The organism is Streptomyces sp. NPDC087215 (assembly GCF_044744885.1).
GTDB lineage: Bacteria > Actinomycetota > Actinomycetes > Streptomycetales > Streptomycetaceae > Streptomyces.
In genome coordinates this window covers 958,233-976,894 of record NZ_JBIUZD010000002.1, presented here as the reverse complement: position 1 = coordinate 976,894, position 18,662 = coordinate 958,233, and the positions used below count along the sequence as shown (strand labels likewise).

At 73.8% G+C, this 18,662-nt stretch carries 13 protein-coding genes and 1 pseudogene; 11 read left to right on the top strand and 3 right to left on the bottom strand.

Annotated elements, in window-relative coordinates:
- Positions 1-59: 59 nt before the first annotated feature.
- Complete coding sequence (locus ACIO92_RS08950) at positions 60-830, top strand: IclR family transcriptional regulator (RefSeq protein WP_402279202.1); 771 nt, start codon at positions 60-62, stop codon at positions 828-830.
- A gap of 87 nt (positions 831-917) precedes the next feature.
- Here the strand turns inward: ACIO92_RS08950 and ACIO92_RS08945 are convergent, their stop codons facing one another.
- Positions 918-1,415, bottom strand: coding sequence for a cupin domain-containing protein (locus ACIO92_RS08945; protein ID WP_401235600.1), 498 nt, complete (start codon positions 1,413-1,415; stop codon positions 918-920).
- 277 nt (positions 1,416-1,692) lie between these two features.
- On the opposite strand from ACIO92_RS08945, the gene ACIO92_RS08940 reads away from it, so the two are divergent.
- Both ACIO92_RS08940 and ACIO92_RS08935 read left to right on the top strand, forming a co-directional pair.
- Positions 1,693-3,147: a penicillin-binding protein 2 gene (locus ACIO92_RS08940; protein WP_366443062.1), complete on the top strand. Its 1,455-nt coding sequence runs from the start codon at positions 1,693-1,695 to the stop codon at positions 3,145-3,147.
- A 249-nt stretch (positions 3,148-3,396) separates the two neighbouring features.
- On the top strand, positions 3,397-3,801 hold the full coding sequence (locus ACIO92_RS08935) for a hypothetical protein (protein WP_402058377.1): 405 nt from the start codon (positions 3,397-3,399) through the stop codon (positions 3,799-3,801).
- 126 nt (positions 3,802-3,927) lie between these two features.
- Here the strand turns inward: ACIO92_RS08935 and ACIO92_RS08930 are convergent, their stop codons facing one another.
- Complete coding sequence (locus ACIO92_RS08930) at positions 3,928-4,452, bottom strand: hypothetical protein (RefSeq protein ID WP_401235602.1); 525 nt, start codon at positions 4,450-4,452, stop codon at positions 3,928-3,930.
- A gap of 235 nt (positions 4,453-4,687) precedes the next feature.
- On the opposite strand from ACIO92_RS08930, the gene ACIO92_RS08925 reads away from it, so the two are divergent.
- The 4 genes from ACIO92_RS08925 to ACIO92_RS08910 all read left to right on the top strand — a co-directional run bounded on the left by ACIO92_RS08925 (position 4,688) and on the right by ACIO92_RS08910 (position 13,306).
- Entirely contained in the window at positions 4,688-6,730 is a 2,043-nt protein-coding gene (locus ACIO92_RS08925) for a sensor histidine kinase (protein WP_402279207.1), read from the top strand.
- Positions 6,720-7,778 carry a response regulator gene (locus ACIO92_RS08920; RefSeq protein ID WP_402279210.1) on the top strand — a complete coding sequence of 353 codons (1,059 nt, stop codon included), beginning with the start codon at positions 6,720-6,722 and terminating at the stop codon, positions 7,776-7,778. The genes ACIO92_RS08925 and ACIO92_RS08920 overlap by 11 nt, the downstream gene beginning before the upstream one ends.
- Positions 7,779-7,997: 219 nt before the next feature.
- Complete coding sequence (locus ACIO92_RS08915) at positions 7,998-10,064, top strand: SpoIIE family protein phosphatase (protein ID WP_366443057.1); 2,067 nt, start codon at positions 7,998-8,000, stop codon at positions 10,062-10,064.
- 554 nt (positions 10,065-10,618) lie between these two features.
- The gene (locus tag ACIO92_RS08910; protein ID WP_366443056.1) at positions 10,619-13,306 is read left to right on the top strand and encodes a SpoIIE family protein phosphatase; all 2,688 of its coding nucleotides are present in this window, start codon (positions 10,619-10,621) and stop codon (positions 13,304-13,306) included.
- Between the two features lie 245 nt (positions 13,307-13,551).
- Here ACIO92_RS08910 and ACIO92_RS08905 read toward each other — a convergent pair whose 3' ends face one another.
- On the bottom strand, positions 13,552-14,331 hold the full coding sequence (locus ACIO92_RS08905; RefSeq protein ID WP_366443055.1) for an XRE family transcriptional regulator: 780 nt from the start codon (positions 14,329-14,331) through the stop codon (positions 13,552-13,554).
- A gap of 379 nt (positions 14,332-14,710) precedes the next feature.
- Between ACIO92_RS08905 and ACIO92_RS08900 the strand changes: the two genes are divergently transcribed.
- From ACIO92_RS08900 to ACIO92_RS08885, 4 genes and pseudogenes are all read left to right on the top strand, one after another.
- Positions 14,711-15,178, top strand: a complete 468-nt coding sequence (locus ACIO92_RS08900; protein ID WP_401235607.1) for a hypothetical protein — start codon at positions 14,711-14,713, stop codon at positions 15,176-15,178.
- Positions 15,179-15,253: 75 nt separating this feature from the next.
- Positions 15,254-15,952, top strand: coding sequence for a class I SAM-dependent methyltransferase (locus ACIO92_RS08895; protein ID WP_366443053.1), 699 nt, complete (start codon positions 15,254-15,256; stop codon positions 15,950-15,952).
- A 158-nt stretch (positions 15,953-16,110) separates the two neighbouring features.
- Positions 16,111-16,854, top strand: a pseudogene (locus ACIO92_RS08890) (transposase family protein).
- 510 nt (positions 16,855-17,364) lie between these two features.
- Positions 17,365-18,651 (top strand): amidohydrolase, encoded by a 1,287-nt coding sequence (locus ACIO92_RS08885; protein ID WP_402279816.1) that lies wholly within the window; start codon positions 17,365-17,367, stop codon positions 18,649-18,651.
- Positions 18,652-18,662: the final 11 nt, after the last annotated feature.

Here is an 18,662-nt window from a genome sequence, read left to right as displayed (position 1 = left end):
GTCCCACAAGGGGTCTGTCCGGCCAGGCGGCCACCGGACGAGGGGAAAGGGGCGAGGTCATGGCGACTTCCGACGCGGGCGGGGCACAGGTGAAGTCCGCGGTGCGGACCGTGGAACTGCTGGAGTACTTCGCGGGACGCCCCGGGATGCACTCGCTGGCCACGGTCCAGGAGGCCGTCGGCTACCCCAAGTCCAGCCTGTACATGCTGCTGCGGACCCTGGTCGAACTGGGCTGGGTGGAGACGGACTCGACCGGCACCCGGTACGGCATCGGGGTCCGGGCGCTGCTCGTCGGCACCTCGTACATCGACGGCGACGAGGTGGTGGCCGCCGCCCGGCCCACCCTGGACCGGCTCTCCGACGACACCACCGAGACCATCCATCTGGCGCGGCTCGACGGCACCAACGTGGTGTATCTGGCGACCCGCCAGTCCCAGCACTATCTGCGCCCGTTCACCCGGGTCGGGCGCAGGCTGCCCGCGCACTCGACCTCGCTGGGCAAGGCGCTGCTGGCCACCCACACGGACGAGCAGGTGCGCAAGCTGCTGCCGGAGACGCTGCCCGCGCTGACCGAGCACACCGTCACGGACCGCGAGCGGCTCATCGAGGAGCTGAGGGTCATCCGTGAGCGGGGGCTCGCGGTGGACCGCGAGGAGAACACGGTGGGGCTGCGCTGCTTCGGCGTCGCGATCCCGTACCGGACCCCGGCGCGGGACGCCGTCAGCTGCTCGGTGCCGGTCGCCCGGCTGACTCCGGCCCATGAGCAGACGGTCAAGGACGCGCTGTTCGACGCGCGGGACCGGCTGGCCCTGGCGACCCGGCGACTCTGAGCCGGGGCCCACTGAGCCAGGGTCCGGGTCCAGGTCCGGACCCGGTCGGGGACGTCCGGTCGGGGACGTCCGGTCGGGGACGTCCGGTCAGCCGCGCTCGGCGAGCGCCGCACGCCAGACCGGGCTGTCCACGTAGTGGTTGTCGTACCGCTCCGAGGACGCCTTGATCTCCTCGAAGTCGGCCTCGCCGCGCATGACCCGGCCGAGCAGGCGCAGGTAGTCGAAGCGGGCCATGCCCGGGGTGAAGACGAACAGGACGTCCGCCTCGGCGCCGGGCGCCGCCGCGAAGGCGTGCGGGGTGTGCGGCGGGACGAGGAGGAGGTCGCCCTGCTCCAGGACGGACAGCTCCTCGCCCACCAGGACCCGGAGCGAGCCGCCGAGCACGTAGAACATCTCCGACGCCCTGGTGTGGAAGTGCGCCGGGGCGCCGACCGCGCCCTTCGCGAAGGTGGAGCGGTAGCTGGTGAGCTGTCCGCCGGTGCTCCCGGAGTCGGCGAGGAGGGTCATCACACTGCTCGGGTCGGCGGTCGTCTCGGCGGTGGCGGCGCGGGTCAGGAGCGGGGCGAAGGTCGTGTTCTCGTTCATGAGGACAACTCTAGGTCTCTATTGACCCTGGCAAGTGGTGCAATTCATCAGTGAATTGTCGGGTCAATCAGTCCGCCCCACACCCCCTGGGACGGAAGCGGCGAAAGCCCGCGGGAGGGATCCGGGGAGCGGCGAAGGCCCACGGCGGGAAGCCCCGGAGACCGTGGCGGCCCACAGGAGGAGCCCCGGAAGGAGCGGCGGCCGGAGATGAAGGTTCGCTGAGAAACCGGATACATCCGGAACGTCCCCCACCGGCCCGTTCGTCCCTCTGGGTGCCATGAACAAGACGATCAGGCGCACCTCTGTCTTCGTGCTCGCCCTGGTGCTCGCCCTGCTGGGCCGGGCCACCTGGGTGCAGGCGTACCAGGGCAAGGCGCTCGCGGACGACCAGAAGAACCGGCGGAAGACGATCGCGCAGTACGCGCAGCCGCTCGGGAACATCGTCGTGGCCGGTGAGCCGGTCACCGGCTCGAAGAGGACGGAGGGGACGGATCTCCGGTACCAGCGCACGTACACCGACGGCGAGCTGTACGCGGCGATCACCGGCTACAGCTCGCAGGCGTACGGGGCGACCCAGCTGGAGGGCGTCTACGCGGACGTCCTCGACGGCACCGACGACCGGCTGAAGAGCCCGCTCGACGCCGTCACCCGGGAACAGCAGAAGCCCGGCACGGTCGTCACCACGATCGACCCGGACGTGCAGAAGGCGGCCTACGAGGCGCTCGGGAAGAAGAAGGGCGCGGCCGTGGCCGTCGATCCGGCGACCGGCCGGATCCTCGCCATGGTCTCCACCCCGTCCTACGATCCGTCGAGGATCGCCGGGACCTCGGACGGCGAGGCGTGGCAGGCGCTGACCACCGACGAGGACAAGCCGATGGTCAACCGGGCGCTGCGCCAGCCGCTGCCGCCCGGCTCGACCTTCAAGCTGGTCGTCGCGGCGGCGGCGCTGGAGGACGGGCTCTACGGCTCCGTGGACACGGCGACGGACAGCCCCTCCCCCTACACCCTGCCGGGCACCCGGACCGTCCTGCGGAACGAGAACGCCTCGGCGCCCTGCGCGGACGCCACGATCCGCACCGCGCTCCAGTACTCCTGCAACAACGTCTTCGCGAAGCTGGCGGCCGACCTGGGGCAGGACAAGGTACGGGCCATGGCGGAGAAGTTCGGCTTCAACGACGCCGAGCTGGACGTCCCGGTCCGCGCCTACCCGAGCGTGTACCCCTCCGGCATGGACCGGGCGCAGACCGCGCTCACCGGCATCGGACAGTTCGACGTGACCGCCACCCCGCTCCAGATGGCGATGGTGTCGGCGGCGATCGCCAACGACGGTCTGCTCGCCGCCCCGCACATGGTGTCGGAGGTCGTCGACTCCGGCGGCGACCCGCTCACCACGTTCGAGGACGGGGACACCCGGCGGATCGTCTCCTCGTCCACCGCCGGGCAGCTGCGCAGCGCGATGCAGACGGTCGTGGAGCGGGGCACGGGAAGCAACGCGGCCGTCGCGGGCGCCGAGGTCGGCGGCAAGACGGGCACGGCCCAGCACGGCGAGAACAACAGCAAGACCCCGTACGCCTGGTTCACCTCGTACGCGAAGGACCCGTCGACCGGGAAGCAGGTCGCCGTCGCGGTGCTGATCGAGGACTCGGGCGCGGCCCGCTCCGAGGTCAGCGGCAACGGGCTCGCGGCCCCGGTGGCGCAGAAGATGATGGCGGCGGCGCTGAAGCGGGGGTGAGGGCGGGCGGGGCGGGCTCCGGAGCGGCGGGCGGAGGGCCTGGACCGGCAGGGCGGACGCTCCCGCTCGGCGCGCGGTTTCCGGCCGTGGAACGGCCTGTTCGGGGCCCCGATTGGCCGTCGGGGCCCGTCACACGGTAAGCAGGGGCACGCTCGTTTCCGAGCACGCATTCGAGTCGGGTGGACGACCCGAACAGAGATCCCGCGGAGGACCGCCGTGCGCCTGCCCCGTTCCCTCTCCGGCTGGACCATGGCCGTCTTCGGGGTGCTCGCCGCCGCGCTCGGGGTCGTCGGTCTGGTCGTCCCGGACGCCCTGCTGACCGTGATGGGCTTCGAGCCGGTGCCCGACGGCGGGCGCGCCGACGGCGACCACACCCTGGTCTTCCTGACGGCCTCCTCGATGGCCGCGCTCAACATGGGCGTCTACTACGTGCTGGCCGCCCTCGCCGACTGGAAGCCCTTCTTCCGCTGGACGGTCCCCTTCCGGCTTCTGACCTGCGCGGTCTTCACCCTCGCGGTCGTCACCGGCCGCGCCCCGAGCGGTTTCCTCGGCGTCGGCCTCTGGGAGGGCCTGGGCGCGCTCGCGACGGGGGCGGCACTGCGGTACGAGAAGCGGGGCGCCGGACGGGTGGCCGAGGAGGCGCCCCAGGTGTGACGGAGGAGGCTCCTCCGTCACACCCCGCCACACCTCCGTCACGACCCCGTCCGGACTCGTACCGTCTCACCCGGATTCATACCGTCTCGTCCGGTCTCGTTCTGGCTCGTCCGGGCTCGTCCGGGATCAGAGGTCGATGTTCGGGCCCTGCGGGACGGAGAAGAGCACGATGTCCCTCAGGCCCTCGATCTTCGCCCCGTCGAACTGGTACTTCTCGAAGGCCCGGCCGGTGATCCCGCGCCGCGTCCCGTCGGTGATCATCCAGATGGAGTCCGAGGACGGGGATCCCGCCAGGATGGCGCCGGAGGACAGGGGACCGCCGTCCGGGATGCTGTAGAGGTCGATCACCTGCTGGATGTTCGCGGTGTTCTTGAACAGGTTGTAGTACGTCCCCGTGTCGGGGATCAGCCGGCGCTGACCGTCCATCACGACGTGGATGGCGGTGGTCCCCACCTGCCGCAGCCGGAAGCCGTTGAGGCCGTTCCAGTCGCTCCGGTACTGCGCGACGCTCCGGGCGGCGCCCTGCCCCGCGCTCCGGGCCACGGGCGCGTCGGCGGCGCCCGCCGACGGGGCCGAGGCCAGGCCCAGCGGGACGGCGAGGATCAGGCTGAGCGCGCCGAGCGCGGCACGTCGGCGGATGGTGACGGACATGGTTCCCCCAAGGAGTCGAGTGCGGCGGCCCGCCCGTCTCCCGGACGGCGTGCCCCGCGTTCGTCGTTGACCCGGGTCATGCTGTCCGTCCCGGCGTCCCGGGCGCACGGGACCGGGGTCCCGGTCCGCCGGGCACCTCACCGGACCGCCGTCCGCTCCGGGCACCCCGTATCCGGCCGGGAATCGCCGGGGCAACGCTTGGCCCCGGGACGGCCCCGGCTGGGACTCTGAGCGGATGGGGAGAATCGGATCGGCGGCCCGGCGGGCCGCCACCGGCGAGGGGCACGGGGGCGCCGCGCTGGCCGTACTGGCACTGTCGTGGGGCCCGGCCCTCACCGCGCTGGCGCTGATGCTGTTCGGGGACGTACCGCCCTACTCGGAGCAGTTGTACAGCGTCGCGGACGTCACGGACGCCCTGGTCTACGGGCTGACGGCGGCCGTGATCCTGCGGCGCCGGTTCCATCCGGTGGCCTGGCTGGTCGGCCTGCACTCCGTGGGCGGCGGGGTGGCCGCGCTGACTCCGCAGCTCGTCCCGATGTTCGGCGGTCCGGAGTCCCCTCCGCCCTGGGCCGTCCTGCACGGCACCGCGTGGGTGCCCGGCACCTTCGCCCTGATCCTGATCGTGCCGTACCTGCTGGCCGCGCCGCGCCCCGGGCGCCCCGCGAAGGCGGCGGTGGCGGCCGGGGTCGCGGCGATCGTGCTCGCGCTGACGGTCCGGCTGACCTCGGCCTGGCCCTGGCCGGAGGACGAACCGTTCTCCCCGCTGGCGATCCGCGACGAGACCTGGACCCGCCTCTGCGACGTCCTCCAGCTGTGGGTCCCGGGGGCGGTCGCGGTGCTGGGTCTGGTGGCGGCGGCCCACGCCGGTCTCCGGCGGCTGCGGGACCCGTCCGCGCGGGGACTGGGCTGGCTGGCCATCGGCGGCGCGCTCGTCTCCCTCACGTTCGTCCCGCTGATCGTCCGGCAGGAGAGCGGCCACCCGATGACGGAGGTGGTCATCCCGCTCACCCATCTGGCCTCGCAGGCGTTCTTCCCGGCGGCAATCATGGTCGTGGTCCTGGGACAGCAGCTGTGGGACATCGGGCTCGCCGTCAGCCGGACCCTGGTCGGGGCGCTCCTCACCGGCCTGCTGATCGCCACCCACTTCGGCGCGGTCGCCCTGCTCGGGCTCGCGCTGCCGGGGGACGACGTCCTGGCCGGGGTCCTCGCGACGGCGGCGGTGGCGGCGTGCTTCCAGCCGTCGCGGGCCTGGCTGCAACGGCGGGTGGACCGGCTCGTGCACGGCGAGGCGGCCGGTCCGGCGCTCAGCCGGGTCAAGGGGCACCTGAGCAGCGCGGCCACCCCCGAGGAGGTCCTCACCGGCATGGCGGAGAGCGTCGCCGCCTCCTTCAACCTCAGTTCCGTACAGGTGTTCGGGACAGACGGGCAGCGGCTCACCCACACCGGCGCTCCGGCCCCGGGGACGGAGCCGATCCGTCTCGCCCTGGCCGTCGGGCGGCGGGCGGCCGGGGAGCTGGTGGTGACCTGCCGTCCCGGAGAGCGTCTCGACCGGCGGGCCCGTACCTCGCTGGGCGAGGTGGCGCCCGTCGTCGCGAGCGCCGTGCGGCTCGCCACGGTCACCAGGGAGCTGCGCGAGTCCCGAGGCCGGCTGGCCGCCGCCCGCGACGACGAGCGGCGCGCCCTGCGCCGAGAACTCCACGACCACCTCGGGCCCGCCCTGGCGGGCATCGGCCTGGGTCTCGCGGCCGTCGACCTGGGCCGCCCCGGGGCGGGCCCCGCCCCTCCGCTGCTCGCCCGGCTCCGGCACGAGCTGGACCTGTGCGTCGAGGACGTACGGGTCCTGGCGCGGGGGCTCGTACCGCCCGTCCTCGCCGAACTGGGGCTCGTCGGGGCGCTCCGGGAGCTGGTGATGCGGTACGAGGCGGACGGCCTCGCGGTCAGCGTGCGCGACCGGGGCACGGGGCCGGTGCCCGCCGAGATCGCCGGGACGGTGTACGCGATCGTCGCGGAGGCGATCCGGAACGTGGCCCGGCACTCCGGGGCCCGTACCTGCGTGGCGGAGCTCGACGGCCGTGAGGTGCTCACCGTGGTGGTCGAGGACGACGGGCGGGGCGTGGTCCCGGGCAGTCGCCCGGGGGTGGGGACGCAGTCGATGCGGGAGCGGGCGGAGGAGGCCGGCGGCACCGTGACCTGGCATCCGGGCAGTTCGGGGCAGGGCACCCGGCTGGTCCTCCGCATCCCCCTCCAGCGGGAGGCGGCCCCTTCGCATGAGCGTTGATCCGGGGGCGGGGACCGGGACCGGGGCCGGAACGGGGGGCGGAACGGGGGGCGGAACGGGAGCCGGGGCGAGGTCGAGGCCGGGCTACGGGCCGGACGCCGGGGCGGGCGCCGGGCTGGACGCCGGGCCCGGTGCCGAGCGGCGCGACGGGCCCGGCTCAGGGCCGGGCGTCGGGGCAGGTGCCGGGCCGGGCATCGGGGCAGGTGCCGGGCCGGGCATCGAGGCGGGTTCCGGGCTCCGCGCCGGAACGGGATACGGGCTCCGCGCCGGAACGGACGTCGGGGCGGGTACCTGGCCCGGCTCCCGGCTCGGTGCGGGGCCGGACGCCGGGGCGGGCTTCGAGTCCGGTTTCGGGCCCGGCACGGGGCCGGACGCCGGGGCGGGCGCCGGGCCGGGCATCCGGGTGGTGCTCGTCGACGACCATCCGGTGTTCCGCATGGGTCTGTCGATCCTGCTGGAGACGCTGCCGGGCGTGACCGTGGTCGCCGAGGCGGGGTCGGCGGAGGCGGCCGTGGCGGCGGTGGGGGCGCACGGCCCCGACCTCGCCGTCGTCGATCTCCACCTGGGCGACCGCCTGCCGTCCGGGATCGACGCCATCCGCGCCATGCTGCGGGTCCGGCCGGGGACCGCCGTGCTGGTCCTGACGATGCTGGACGACGACGACTCGGTGTTCGCCGCCATGCGCACGGGCGCGCGCGGCTACCTCCTGAAGGGCGCGGGGCCCGGGGAGATCGAGCGGGCGGTACGGGCCGTGGCCAACGGCGAGGTGATCCTCGGCCCGGCCGTGGCCTCGCGCGCGGTGGCCTACCTGACCGGGCTGCGCTCCCCCGGAGCGGCCCCCGTGCCCCTGCCCGAACTGACCGTGCGGGAGCGGGAGGTCCTCGATCTGGTGGCCCGGGGCCTGGACAACCCGGCCGTCTCCCGGCGGCTCGTCCTCAGTCAGAAGACCGTCCGCAACCATGTCTCCAACATCCTGGCGAAGCTCCAGGCGGCCAGCAGGGCGGAGGCCGTCGTGCGGGCGCGCGAGGCGGGACTCGGCGGCGCCTGACCGGGCCCGGACCTGCCCCGTTCCCGACGGTCCGGCGGACGTACGGGCGCCACGGGACGCGCCGACGGCGTCCGGGTCCGGCGGTCCGGTCCCCCACGGCGGTGATCGAACGGTTCCCCTACGGCGGTGATCAGGGAAGACCCGGGGCCCTCGCGGGTGCGGCGGGGCCGGTGGGCGGGGAGCATGGAAGGAGGCGCGGCGCGGCGGGAGGAGGGCAGTGTGACGGCCGGTTCCTTCTCTGGGACGACGGGGCGGGTGGGCGTGCCCCTGGACGGTGCGGGGCTCCTCGATGTGCTCGGGGTCGCCGCCGTCGTCGTGGACGCCCGGGGACGGATCGTGCTCTGGAGCCCCCGGGCCCAGGACCTCTTCGGCTTCAGCGCCGAAGAGGCCCTCGGACGGTACGCGGCACGGCTGATCGTCGGCGAGGAGCACCGGGAGGACGCCCTGCGGCTCTTCGGCGAGGTGCTGCGCGACGGCACCACCTGGGCGGGCGCCTTCCCCGTGCGGCACAAGGACGGCACGGTCCGGCGGGTGGAGTTCCGGAACATGCGGCTCACCGACGACCTGGGGGGCCTGTTCGCCCTGGGGATCGCCGCCGACCACGCGGCCGTCGAGCGGATCGAGACCGAGCTTGCGCTCTCCGACCGGCTGGTCTCGCAGTCCCCGATCGGCCTCGCCGTCCTCGACCCCGAACTGCGGTACGTCATGGTCAACCCGGCCCTGGAGCGGATCAACGGGCTGCCCGCCGCGCTGCACGTCGGACGGCGGATCGGGGACATGCTGCCGCTGGTGGACTCCGTGTCCCTGGAGACCTCGCTGCGGGCCGTCCTCGCCACGGGGACCCCGCTGCTCGACCACCAGGTGGTCGGCCGGACCCCCGCCGACCCCGACCAGGACCACGCCTGGGCGGTGTCGCTGTACCGGCTCGAAGGCTCCGAGAACCGCGTCCTGGGCGTCGCCGCCTCCGTGATCGACGTGACCGAGCGGTACCGGGCGGACACCGAGGCGGACCGGTCCCGGCGGCGGCTCGCGCTGGTCGCGGACGCGGCGGCCCGGGTAGGCACCACCCTGGAGGTGGAGCGGACCGCCGGCGAGCTGGCGGAGGTCGTGGTGCCGGAGCTGGCGGACGTCGCCGCCGTCGATGTCCTCGACTCCGTCCTGACCCTGCGCAGGCCGGGCGTCCCCTCGGAGGGCCCCGAGGTGTTCCGGGCGCTCGCGCTGGAAGCGGTGGCCGGGACCGGGGCGCGGGAGGCGGCGGACCCGCCGGGGACGGTCGCCCGGTACGGGGCGGACCGGCTCGTCACCCGGTGTGTGCGCACCGGGCTGCCGGTGCTCGTCGAGCGGGTCGGCCCCGGTGACCTGGACCGGATCGCGCGGAGCCCCGAGGCGGCGGTGCGGCTCGCGCGGGCCGGGGTCCACTCGTATCTGGCGGTGCCGCTGATCGCGCGCGGTGAGGTGCTGGGCGCGCTCGACCTCAAGCGGGACCGCAACCCGCTGCCCTTCGACGCCGACGACGTGCTGCTCGCGACGGAGCTGGCGGCCCGCGCGGCCGTGAGCATCGACAACGCGCGCTGGTACCAGAGCGTCCGGAACTCGGCGGTGACGCTCCAGCGCAGTCTGCTGCCGGGGCTGCCGCCGGAGCGCGCGGGGCTGGAGCTCGCGGCCCGCTACCAGCCCGCGCAGGCGTCGAGCGAGGTCGGCGGGGACTGGTACGACGCGATCGCGCTGCCCGGCGGCAAGACGGCGCTGGTCGTCGGGGACGTGATGGGCAGCGGCATCGAGGCGGCGGCGGTCATGGGACGGCTGCGGACCGCGACCCGTGCCTTCGCGGACCTCGATCTGTCGCCCCCGCAGGTCCTGCGGCACCTGGACCGGATCACGGACGACCTGGAGGACTCCATCGCGACCTGTCTGTTCGCGGTGCACGATCCCGCCAGGGGCCGGTGCCGGATCGCGAACGCGGGCCATCTGCCGCCCGTACGGGTCCCGGTGGACGGGCCCGCCGAACTGGTGTCCGTGGAGCCGGGGGTGCCGCTGGGGGTCGGCGGCGGGACGTTCCGTACGACCCGGGTGCCGTTCCGTCCCGGGGACCGGCTCGTGCTCTACACGGACGGGCTGATCGAGACCCGTGACGATCCGATCGACGAGCGCCTCGCGCTGCTCGTGGGTCTGCTCGACGAGGCGCGGGGGCCCCTGGAAGAGAGCTGTGACCTGCTGCTCCGGGCGCTGCGGCGGCCGGGCGCGGCGGACGACGTGGCGCTGCTCGTCGCCCGGAGCACGGGATGACGGCCCGGGGGCCGGGACGCGGCGCGGGGCGCGGCCCGACCCGCCGCCCGGACCGGGACACGACTCCGCTGTCGGCCCCCGGGGCGCCTCCGGAGCAGGGCCCGGGGGCGGGCACGGCGCCCGGGGCGGGTCCCGACGCGGTGGCGTCCTCCGCCCCCGGAGGTCCCCTCTCCCCTCAGACTCCCGGGGCCGTACGGGTGGGAGGCGCGGGCCCGGTGGCCGGGCAGGGGACGGCGGGGGGCGGCCGTCCCACGGCGGGCCACGAACCGGGCCACGAACCGGGTCCCGGACCCGCCCCCGGCGCCCCGGCGGCGCCCGCGCACGGCCCCCGGGCGGGCGCGGGCCCCGGGACCACGGCCGGTGCGGGGCACGGTCCCGGTCCGGGCTCCCCGTCCGGTGCGGGTCCTCCGGGTCCTCCCTCGCCCGCGCCCGGTTCCGGAGCGGGGTCCGGGGGCGGCTCCGGGGCCGGAGCGGCGTCGGGGGCGGCTCCCGAGCCCGGTCCGGGGGCCGGGTCGCGGGAGCGCAGGAGCGGGCTGCGGAGCGTCGCCGGGCAGGTGTTCGCGCTTGAGGCGCTGATCGCGCTCCTGGTGATCGTGTCGGCCGCGTTCGTCACGTTCCACCAGGCGCGCGGCGACACCCTCCGGGACGCCCGGGTGCGTTCGCTCTCGGTGGCGGAGGGCTTCGCGAACGGGCCGGGCATGGAGGCGGCGCTGACCTCGCCCGACCCGACGGCGGCCCTCCAGTCGCACGCGGAGGCCGCCCGCGTGGCCACGGGGGTGGACTTCGTGACGGTCCTGAGCCCTTCCGGCGTGCGGTACACCGACTCCGACCCGGCGCTGATCGGCCGGGTGTCGGCCGGTGACTTCACCCGGGCGACCGTGGACCGCGAGTCGTACACCGAGGAGTACCAGGGCAACCCCCATGACGCCGTGCGGGCCGTGGTGCCGGTGCTGGACGCCCGGGGCCGGGTCGTCGGCATGGTCACCAGCGGCATAGAGGTGGAGAGCATCTCGCACATGATGGGCGACCGGCTGCCGGTGCTCGCCGGGGCGGCGGTGGGCGCGCTGGTGCTCTCGGTGGGCGGCGCGGCCCTGGTGAGCAGACGACTGCGGCGGCAGACGCACGGCCTCGGGCCCGCCGAGATGACCCGGATGAAGGAGCACCACGAGGCGGTCCTGCACGCGGTCCGCGAGGGCGTCCTGATCGTGGGGCCCGACCAGCGGCTGCTGCTCGCCAACGACGAGGCCCGCAGACTGCTGGACCTGCCCGGGGACGCGGAGGGGCGGCGGATCACGGAACTGGGTCTCGATCCCCGGACCGCCGGGCTGCTGGTGTCGGGGCGGACGGCGACCGACGAGGTGCACCGGGCGGGCGACCGGCTCCTCGCGGTGAACGTGCGGCCCACGGCGCCGGACGGCTCCGGGCCCGGCAGTGTGATGACGATGCGGGACACCACCGAGCTGGCCGCGCTGACCGGCCGGGCGGCCGTGACACGCGGTCGTCTCGAACTTCTGTACGAGGCAGGGGTGCGGATCGGGACGACGCTGGAGGTCGTACGGACGGCGGAGGAGCTGGCGGAGGTGGCGGTGCCCGGGTTCGCGGACTTCGCGACGGTGGAGCTGCTCGAACCGGTGCTGCGCGGGGAGGAACCGACGGCGGTCGGCGTCACGGAGATGCGGCGGACGGCGCTGAGCGGGCTGCGCTCCGGCCAGCCGCTCCAGCCGGTCGGGGACGACGTACGGTTCGAGGTGCCCGGTGCTCCGATAGCGACGGCGCTGGCGGCGGGACGCGCCGTGCGGACGGAGCTGGCGGCGGCGGAGGGCTGGCGGACGCAGGACCCCCGGGGGGCGGCGGACGCCCTGGCGTACGGGATGCACTCGCTCCTGACGGTGCCGCTGCGGGCGCGGGGCGTGGTCCTCGGGATGGCGAACTTCTGGCGGGCGGACACCCCGGAGCCGTTCGACGAGGAGGACCTGTCGTTCGCGGAGGAGCTGGCGGCGCGGGCGGCGGTGGCCATCGACAACGCGCGCAGGTTCACCCGGGAGCACACGATGGCGGTGACGCTCCAGCGGAGCCTGCTGCCCCGGGCGCTGCCCGAGCTGAGCGCGGTGGACGGGGCGTACCGCTATCTCCCGGCGAAGGCGGGCGTGGGCGGCGACTGGTTCGACGTGATCCCGCTGCCGGGCGCGCGGGTGGCGCTGGTGGTGGGGGACGTGGTGGGGCACGGGCTGCACGCGGCGGCGACGATGGGGCGGCTGCGGACGGCGGTGCACAACTTCTCGACGCTCGACGTGCCGCCGGACGAGCTGCTCGGGCACCTGGACGAGCTGACGGGCCGGACCGACGAGCGGGTGGCGGAGCAGGGGCCGGACGGGGGTGAGGCACGGCGCCGGGAGGAGGGCATCGCGGGAGCGACGTGCCTGTACGCGGTCTACGACCCGGTGTCCGGGGTGTGCACGCTGGCGAGCGCCGGGCATCCGGGACCTGCGGTGGTGGGTCCGGACGGGCGGGTCGAGTTCCCGGAGGTGCCGCCGGGGCTGCCGCTCGGCCTCGGCCTCGGGGACTCGTCGTTCGGGACGACGGAGCTGCGGCTGCCGGAGGGCAGCAAGCTGGTGCTGTTCACGGACGGGCTCCTGAAGGACCGGGACCGGGACTTCGGCGCGGGGCTGGAACTGCTCGGGTCGGCGCTCGCCCGCCCGGACCGGTCGCCGGAGCAGACCTGCGCGGACGTGCTGGCGACGCTCCTGTCGCCGACGCCGGAGGACGACATCGCGCTGCTCGTGGCGCGGACCCGGCTGCTCGACCGGGACCGGATCGCGGAGTGGGAGGTGCCCCGCGATCCGTCGGCGGTGTCCCCGGTGCGGAACGCGGCGGCGGCGAAGCTGTCGGAGTGGGGACTCGACGGGCTGGCGTTCACGGCGGAGCTGATCCTCAGCGAGCTGATCACGAACGCGGTGCGGTACGGGGCCGATCCGGTCCGGGTCCGGCTGATCCACGACCGGACGCTGATCTGCGAGGTGTCGGACGGCAGCAGCACCTCGCCGCACCTGCGGCACGCGGCGGCGACGGACGAGGGCGGGCGGGGACTGTATCTGGTGGCGCAGTACGCGGAACGGTGGGGCACGCGGTACGAGCGGCGCGGGAAGACGATCTGGGCGGAGCTGAGGGCGGGCGGGGACGACCAGGAACCGGATGGGCCGGACATGCCGGACCTGGACGCACTGGAGAACCTGGCGTGGTGAGCACCCGTCGGGGCACCGGGCCGAGCGGGCACGATCGCAACCGCGACGCCCCCCTGCTCCGTACGGCTCCGGGCTTCACGGCTCCGAGCCGTACGACTCCGGGCTGCGCGGCCTGGTCCCCTCAGGTAGCCCGTCGGGATATGCCTACCGGGGGCACGGGTACACCGATGGTCGGTATGAAGCCCCAGAGTCCATCCAGACAGCTCGAAGCCCCGCCCGGCGCTGACCGGGTATGCCTAGTTGTCTCACTCCGGCGGGCTGCTGTACCGCTCCAACGTCGCCTTGCTGGTGGACCGGTCAACCAGACGCAGCTCCCACGGTCCTGTGTTCACGTCGAAGTCCTTCCCGAACCCGACCCACTTCCCGGCCATGCGTCGGCCGGTCGGCTCTACGAGGAGCTGAACGGCCCCGTGGTACCGGGCGCCGTTGTAGTAGCCGTCCGAAGCGGTCTGCTCGACCCATGACCCGGTGACCACGTTGCGGTCAACGGTCAGATCCAGCGTGAGCGGGCTGTCCGGGTTGCTGCCGGCCCCGGGCAGGCTCTGAGCGGTCAGCCGGTTCCCGTGCTGAACGATCACGACATAGTGCTTGCCCTCGTACGTCTCCGCCCGGCTGGACGAGTAGAACTCGTAGCGGCTGAGCCACACCCCCGAGAACGTCTCGTCAGTCGTCTGTACGCCCTTCTGCGCACCTACGGAGGCGGAGGTGGCCCCGCCTGCTCCTGCGTCCATGTCGTGCCCTCCTCTGCCGTCCGTGCGGACTCTCGCCATCGGCACCGGCAGCGTGAAGCCCAGAGCTTCCACCGGGCGACCGGTGACCCGCTCCAACGCCCTGGAGTACACGCCCCGGGGTGTCTTGCTCGTTCCGGATTCCCAGCGCTGCACCAGGCGCTTCGAAGCCTCGTTGGGCTCTCCCAGTTCTTCGCCCGCTCGGCGGATGGCCTTGGCGAAGTCGTCTTGGCTTAAGCGCAGGCCGATGCGCACGGCCCGCAACACATCATTCGGCACCACGGCGGTCGTCGTCATGACGTCAAAGCTAGACCGAACCGACGTCCAATGACACCCAATTGACGCCCTTGGAGGCGTCATTGACGCCCCTCCGAGTGACACCCCGGCGACGCCCTTTCCGTCGTCGCTCCGTCCAACCTCCCGGCAGGAACATCGAGGCGAACCGAGGGCAGCCACCTGGGAGGCGAGGGATGACGACGACCATGCGGGTATCCCGCGACAGCGGACGGACGTACGGCGGCGAAGTCGTCTACCCGCCCGACCGGACGATCAAGCCACTGACACCCGTGGCTTCCGCCATGTGGCCCGCCTGCGAATGCCCTCGGTGCACCAGCCCCGCTCACGCACCATCCGCAGGGACCGGCTACCGCCATCCCTTGACGAGGAAGGCACAGACGTGACGATCACGCGGTACGACCCCACCGAGGTTCAGGGCCTCATCAGCCCGGAACTTCGGGCGCTGCTCATCAAGGACGTACGCAAGACCTGGCCCGACCTCACCGACGACCTCGGCGAGCGCGGTGTGAACCAGACGGTGGCCTTCCTGGCCACCAGCACCCGGAGCGACGAGCCGCTCACCCCGTCCCTTCGGGTGGACCTGTTCTGGCACGCCTTCGTGCAGCGCACCGTGCCCTACGTCGCCTTCTCCAGGTCCCTCGGCGTGGACTGCATCCACCACGTCCCCGACGAGGACGAGGGCGGATCGGACCCCGAGACCGGCCGCTCCGCCATGGCCCTGACCACGTCTGCCATCCGTGCGGCCGGGTTCACCGTCGATGCCGAGTTCTGGCCCGAGGAGGGCGCGGCGGAATGCTCGCAGTGCCACGCTGGCTGCACCGACAGCCCCGTCGGCGGGAAGAAGTAGCACCGCACACCCAGTCGGCCAGCCGCCCGGTTCCCCACGCCGGGCGGCCGTGCCACGAACGAGAACGGAAGCGAAGTGTCTGACACCCGTAGTGCTGCCTGGGATGAGTACGCGCAGACCAAGCCCCAGAGGCGCCCGACGAACGCCCGCGGCGAGTCCACGTGGTTCAACTGGACGCAGTACGCCGACCACGGCCCCGGGGCCGAGGTACTTGCCCTGGAGCCGGGTCAGACCGCGCTTGATCTCGGCTGTGGCGCAGGCGGGAACGCAGCGCACCTCGCCAGCCTCGGCATACGGGCAGTGGGCATCGACCTCTCCCCCAAGCAACTCGCGAAGGCGCGGGACCGCTGGTCGGATGTGGACGGGATGGAACTGCGCCAAGGCGACGCGCTCGCCTATCTGGGAGAGACCCATACGGTCTTCGACGCGATCTACAGCGTCTTCGGCGCGGGCTGGTTCTCGGACCCCGGGCTCCTGCTGCCGATCATCCATGCGAACCTCAAGCCCGGTGGCGTATTCGCCATGTCCCAGCGCCCCCCGATCGAGGGGTGCTACGGCTGCCAGGCGTCGTACATCCCTCGCGGGCCCGACGAAGACCCCGCTGTCGTCAAACGGTGGGACTACGAACCAGATCTCTGGGTGCTGATCCTCAAGGAGTACGGATACGTGGACGTGTCCGCCTCCGTCATCGCTCCGCCCCCGGGAACCCGACGCACGGGCACGCTGCTCGTGCGGGGCGTCCAGGGAGGCCAGGAGCCGGTTGCATCAGCCTGAACACGCAGGCCAATTGAGCGAGTTCGCCACTGAGCCTTTTCAGCGTGGCCACCGATCGGGTGACCTCGGCGGGGTGGGCGGACAGGCCGCAACGCACGAGGCTCCCGTGCCGTTGAGGAAGGTGTTCGACGTCTCATCCCACCGGCACAGGGGCCTCGCTGGTTCCCTGTCCTGCAGCACTCGGCCTTCCTCATGCCCTGGTCGAGTGGGTCACGATGCTCATCGTCACTCGTGAGGGTGACCGGCGGCGCTGCGGACTCCTGCCGCACCAGCGTGCGCTGGTGTACCTGCACCGCCACGACACCCTCCCCCGGATCGCGGCCGGCTTCGGGACATCTGTCGGCACCGCCCACGCCTGTGTCACGGCTGCCGTCGGCCTGCTCGCCGAACGCGCTCCGGGCCTGCTGAAAACCCTGCGCGAGAGCGACCCGGGCTTCGTCCTGCTCGACGGGACCCTCGCCGAGTGCGACCGTGTCGGCGACAGCCGCGCGGACCACTCGCCAAGCACCGCCAGCACGGAGTGAACGTCCAGGTCGTCACCGATCCCACCGGCGAGGTGCTGTGGATCTCGCCCGCGCTGCCGGGACGCACCCACGACCTGGCCGCCACCCGCACCCACAAAATCATCCGGATCTGCGAGCGGCAAGGTGTTCCCATCCTCGCCGACCGCGCCCACCAGGACACCGACCTCTGGTTCACCACCGGCCGCGAACGACCCTCCAGTGGTGAACCCACCTCCACCCAGCGCACCACCAACCGCGCACCGGCCCAGGCCCGAGCCCCCGCCGAACGCGGCATGGCACGAATGAAGTCCTGGCAGATCTTCCGCAGATCACGCATCAGCCCCAACCGCATGACCGTCATCGCCAAAGCCGTCCTCACCCTTGGAGAGACAACGCTGAAAAGGCTCAGTGACAAGCTCACCCTTGTGCTCCCGCCAACCGCGAAGACGACCCCGCGCAGCAAGTTGCGCCACTGCCTGCGACCGATGGGCAAAGGTTCCGCCGTGGCGACCAGCGTGCCGTTCTCGCCACCCGCGAGGAGAGCCTGTATCCGGGTGCGCGCCAGAGCGAACGTCTTCGGGTCCTCAGCGAGGTACGCCTTTCCGCCCTGGCGTTCCATCACGTACGGGAAGGGTGCGCGACCCGCGATCCAGCGGCCCCGTTCCCGCCGCTCCACATGCACCGCCGTGACACGGTCCTGCGGCTCCGGCCCATGCCCATGACGTCTCGGCTCGTCCCGGCCCCGGTGACGACTGGGCCCGGTGACGGACCGCGCTGGTGAGGGGTGGGCGGCGAGCCCAGGAAGCATCCGTGGTATACCAGATCGCTGTGGCGGTACACCCGCGAACCCGGCCCGGCCCGGCCCGATCTGATCCGGCTCCGGTCCGGCTCCGGTCCGACCCCGGCCGGATCGCCGCGACGTCCGTCCGCCCGCCCGTCCACCCCGCCCCGCCCCGCCCCGCCCCGCCCCGCCCCGCCACCCGAGGAGACCCCGTGATCCCGCCGCCCCGTACCGCGACCCTGTTCCACGACGTCCGGCCGTTCGGCGGGGCGGCCCGTGACCTGGTCGCGGTCGACGGGCTCCTGGTGGCGGAGGTCCCCCGGGACGTCGTCGTGGAACGGATCGACGGTGGCGGGCGGCTGGCGCTGCCGACCCTGGTCGACGCCCACATCCACCCCGACAAGACGTCCTGGGGCGAGCCCTGGCGCGGCAGGCGCCCGGCGGACGGCATCGCCGAGTACGTGGCGGGGGACGTGGAGCTGTCCCGCGCGCTGCCCACCCCGGTGGGCGAGCGGGCGCTGCGGCTGATGTCGCACGCGGCGGCGCACGGCACCCGGGCGATGCGCGCCCACGCGGACGTGGCCCCGGCGTACGGCCTGGCGGGGATCGAGGGCGTGGCGGAGGCGGCCCGGCGGCTCGCGGGCGTCGTCGACGTGGAGCTGGTCGCCTTCCCGCAGCACGGGGTGGCCCGTACGCCGGGGGTCGCGGAACTGCTCGCGGAGGCCGCGGCGAGCGGTCTGGTCAGCCATGTCGGCGGGATCGACCCGGCGGGCTTCGACGCCACCGGCGGGGCCGGGGGCGACCAGTTGGGCACGGTCTTCGCGCTCGCCGAGAAGCACGGTCTGGGGCTCGACATCCACCTCCACGACCGGGGTGAGCGGGGTCTCGCGCCGCTGCGGGACATCGCGGCCAGGACCAGGGCCCTCGGGCTCCAGGGGAGGGTGAGCGTCGGGCACGCCTTCGCGGTGGCGGAGCTCTCCGGACGGGAGCTGGACGAGACGGCGGACCTGCTCGCGGAGGCGGGGATCGCGCTGACGACGGCCGCGCTGTCGGTGACGACGATCCTGCCGTTCCAGCGGCTCGCCGAGCGCGGGGTGCGGGTCGGGCTCGGCTCGGACGGGGTCCGGGACAACTGGAGCCCGTTCGGCAACGCGGACATGCTGCACCGCGCCTGGCTGGCGGCCTGGGCCCTCGATCTGCGGCTCGACGAGGAACTCGAGGCCTGCTTCCGGCTGGCCTCCGACGGCGGCGCGGAACTGCTGGGCCTGCCGAAGGCGGACCTGGCCCCGGGCTCCCCCGCCGACTTCATGCTGCTCGACGGCGAGTGCCTGCCCCAGGTGGTGGTGGACCTCCCCCGCCGCGACCTGGTGGTCCGCGCGGGCCGGGTGGTGGCCCGGGACGGCCACCTGGTCTGACGGCCGCCCGG

What these genes read in the sequence shown, in the direction of transcription:
- ACIO92_RS08950 (WP_402279202.1), top strand. Translation starts at nt 60, where the DNA reads ATGGCGACTTCCGACGCGGGCGGGGCACAGGTGAAGTCCGCGGTGCGG.
- ACIO92_RS08945 (WP_401235600.1), bottom strand. Translation starts at nt 1,415, where the DNA reads ATGAACGAGAACACGACCTTCGCCCCGCTCCTGACCCGCGCCGCCACC.
- ACIO92_RS08940 (WP_366443062.1), top strand. Translation starts at nt 1,693, where the DNA reads ATGAACAAGACGATCAGGCGCACCTCTGTCTTCGTGCTCGCCCTGGTG.
- ACIO92_RS08935 (WP_402058377.1), top strand. Translation starts at nt 3,397, where the DNA reads ATGGCCGTCTTCGGGGTGCTCGCCGCCGCGCTCGGGGTCGTCGGTCTG.
- ACIO92_RS08930 (WP_401235602.1), bottom strand. Translation starts at nt 4,452, where the DNA reads ATGTCCGTCACCATCCGCCGACGTGCCGCGCTCGGCGCGCTCAGCCTG.
- ACIO92_RS08925 (WP_402279207.1), top strand. Translation starts at nt 4,688, where the DNA reads ATGGGGAGAATCGGATCGGCGGCCCGGCGGGCCGCCACCGGCGAGGGG.
- ACIO92_RS08920 (WP_402279210.1), top strand. Translation starts at nt 6,720, where the DNA reads ATGAGCGTTGATCCGGGGGCGGGGACCGGGACCGGGGCCGGAACGGGG.
- ACIO92_RS08905 (WP_366443055.1), bottom strand. Translation starts at nt 14,331, where the DNA reads ATGACGACGACCGCCGTGGTGCCGAATGATGTGTTGCGGGCCGTGCGC.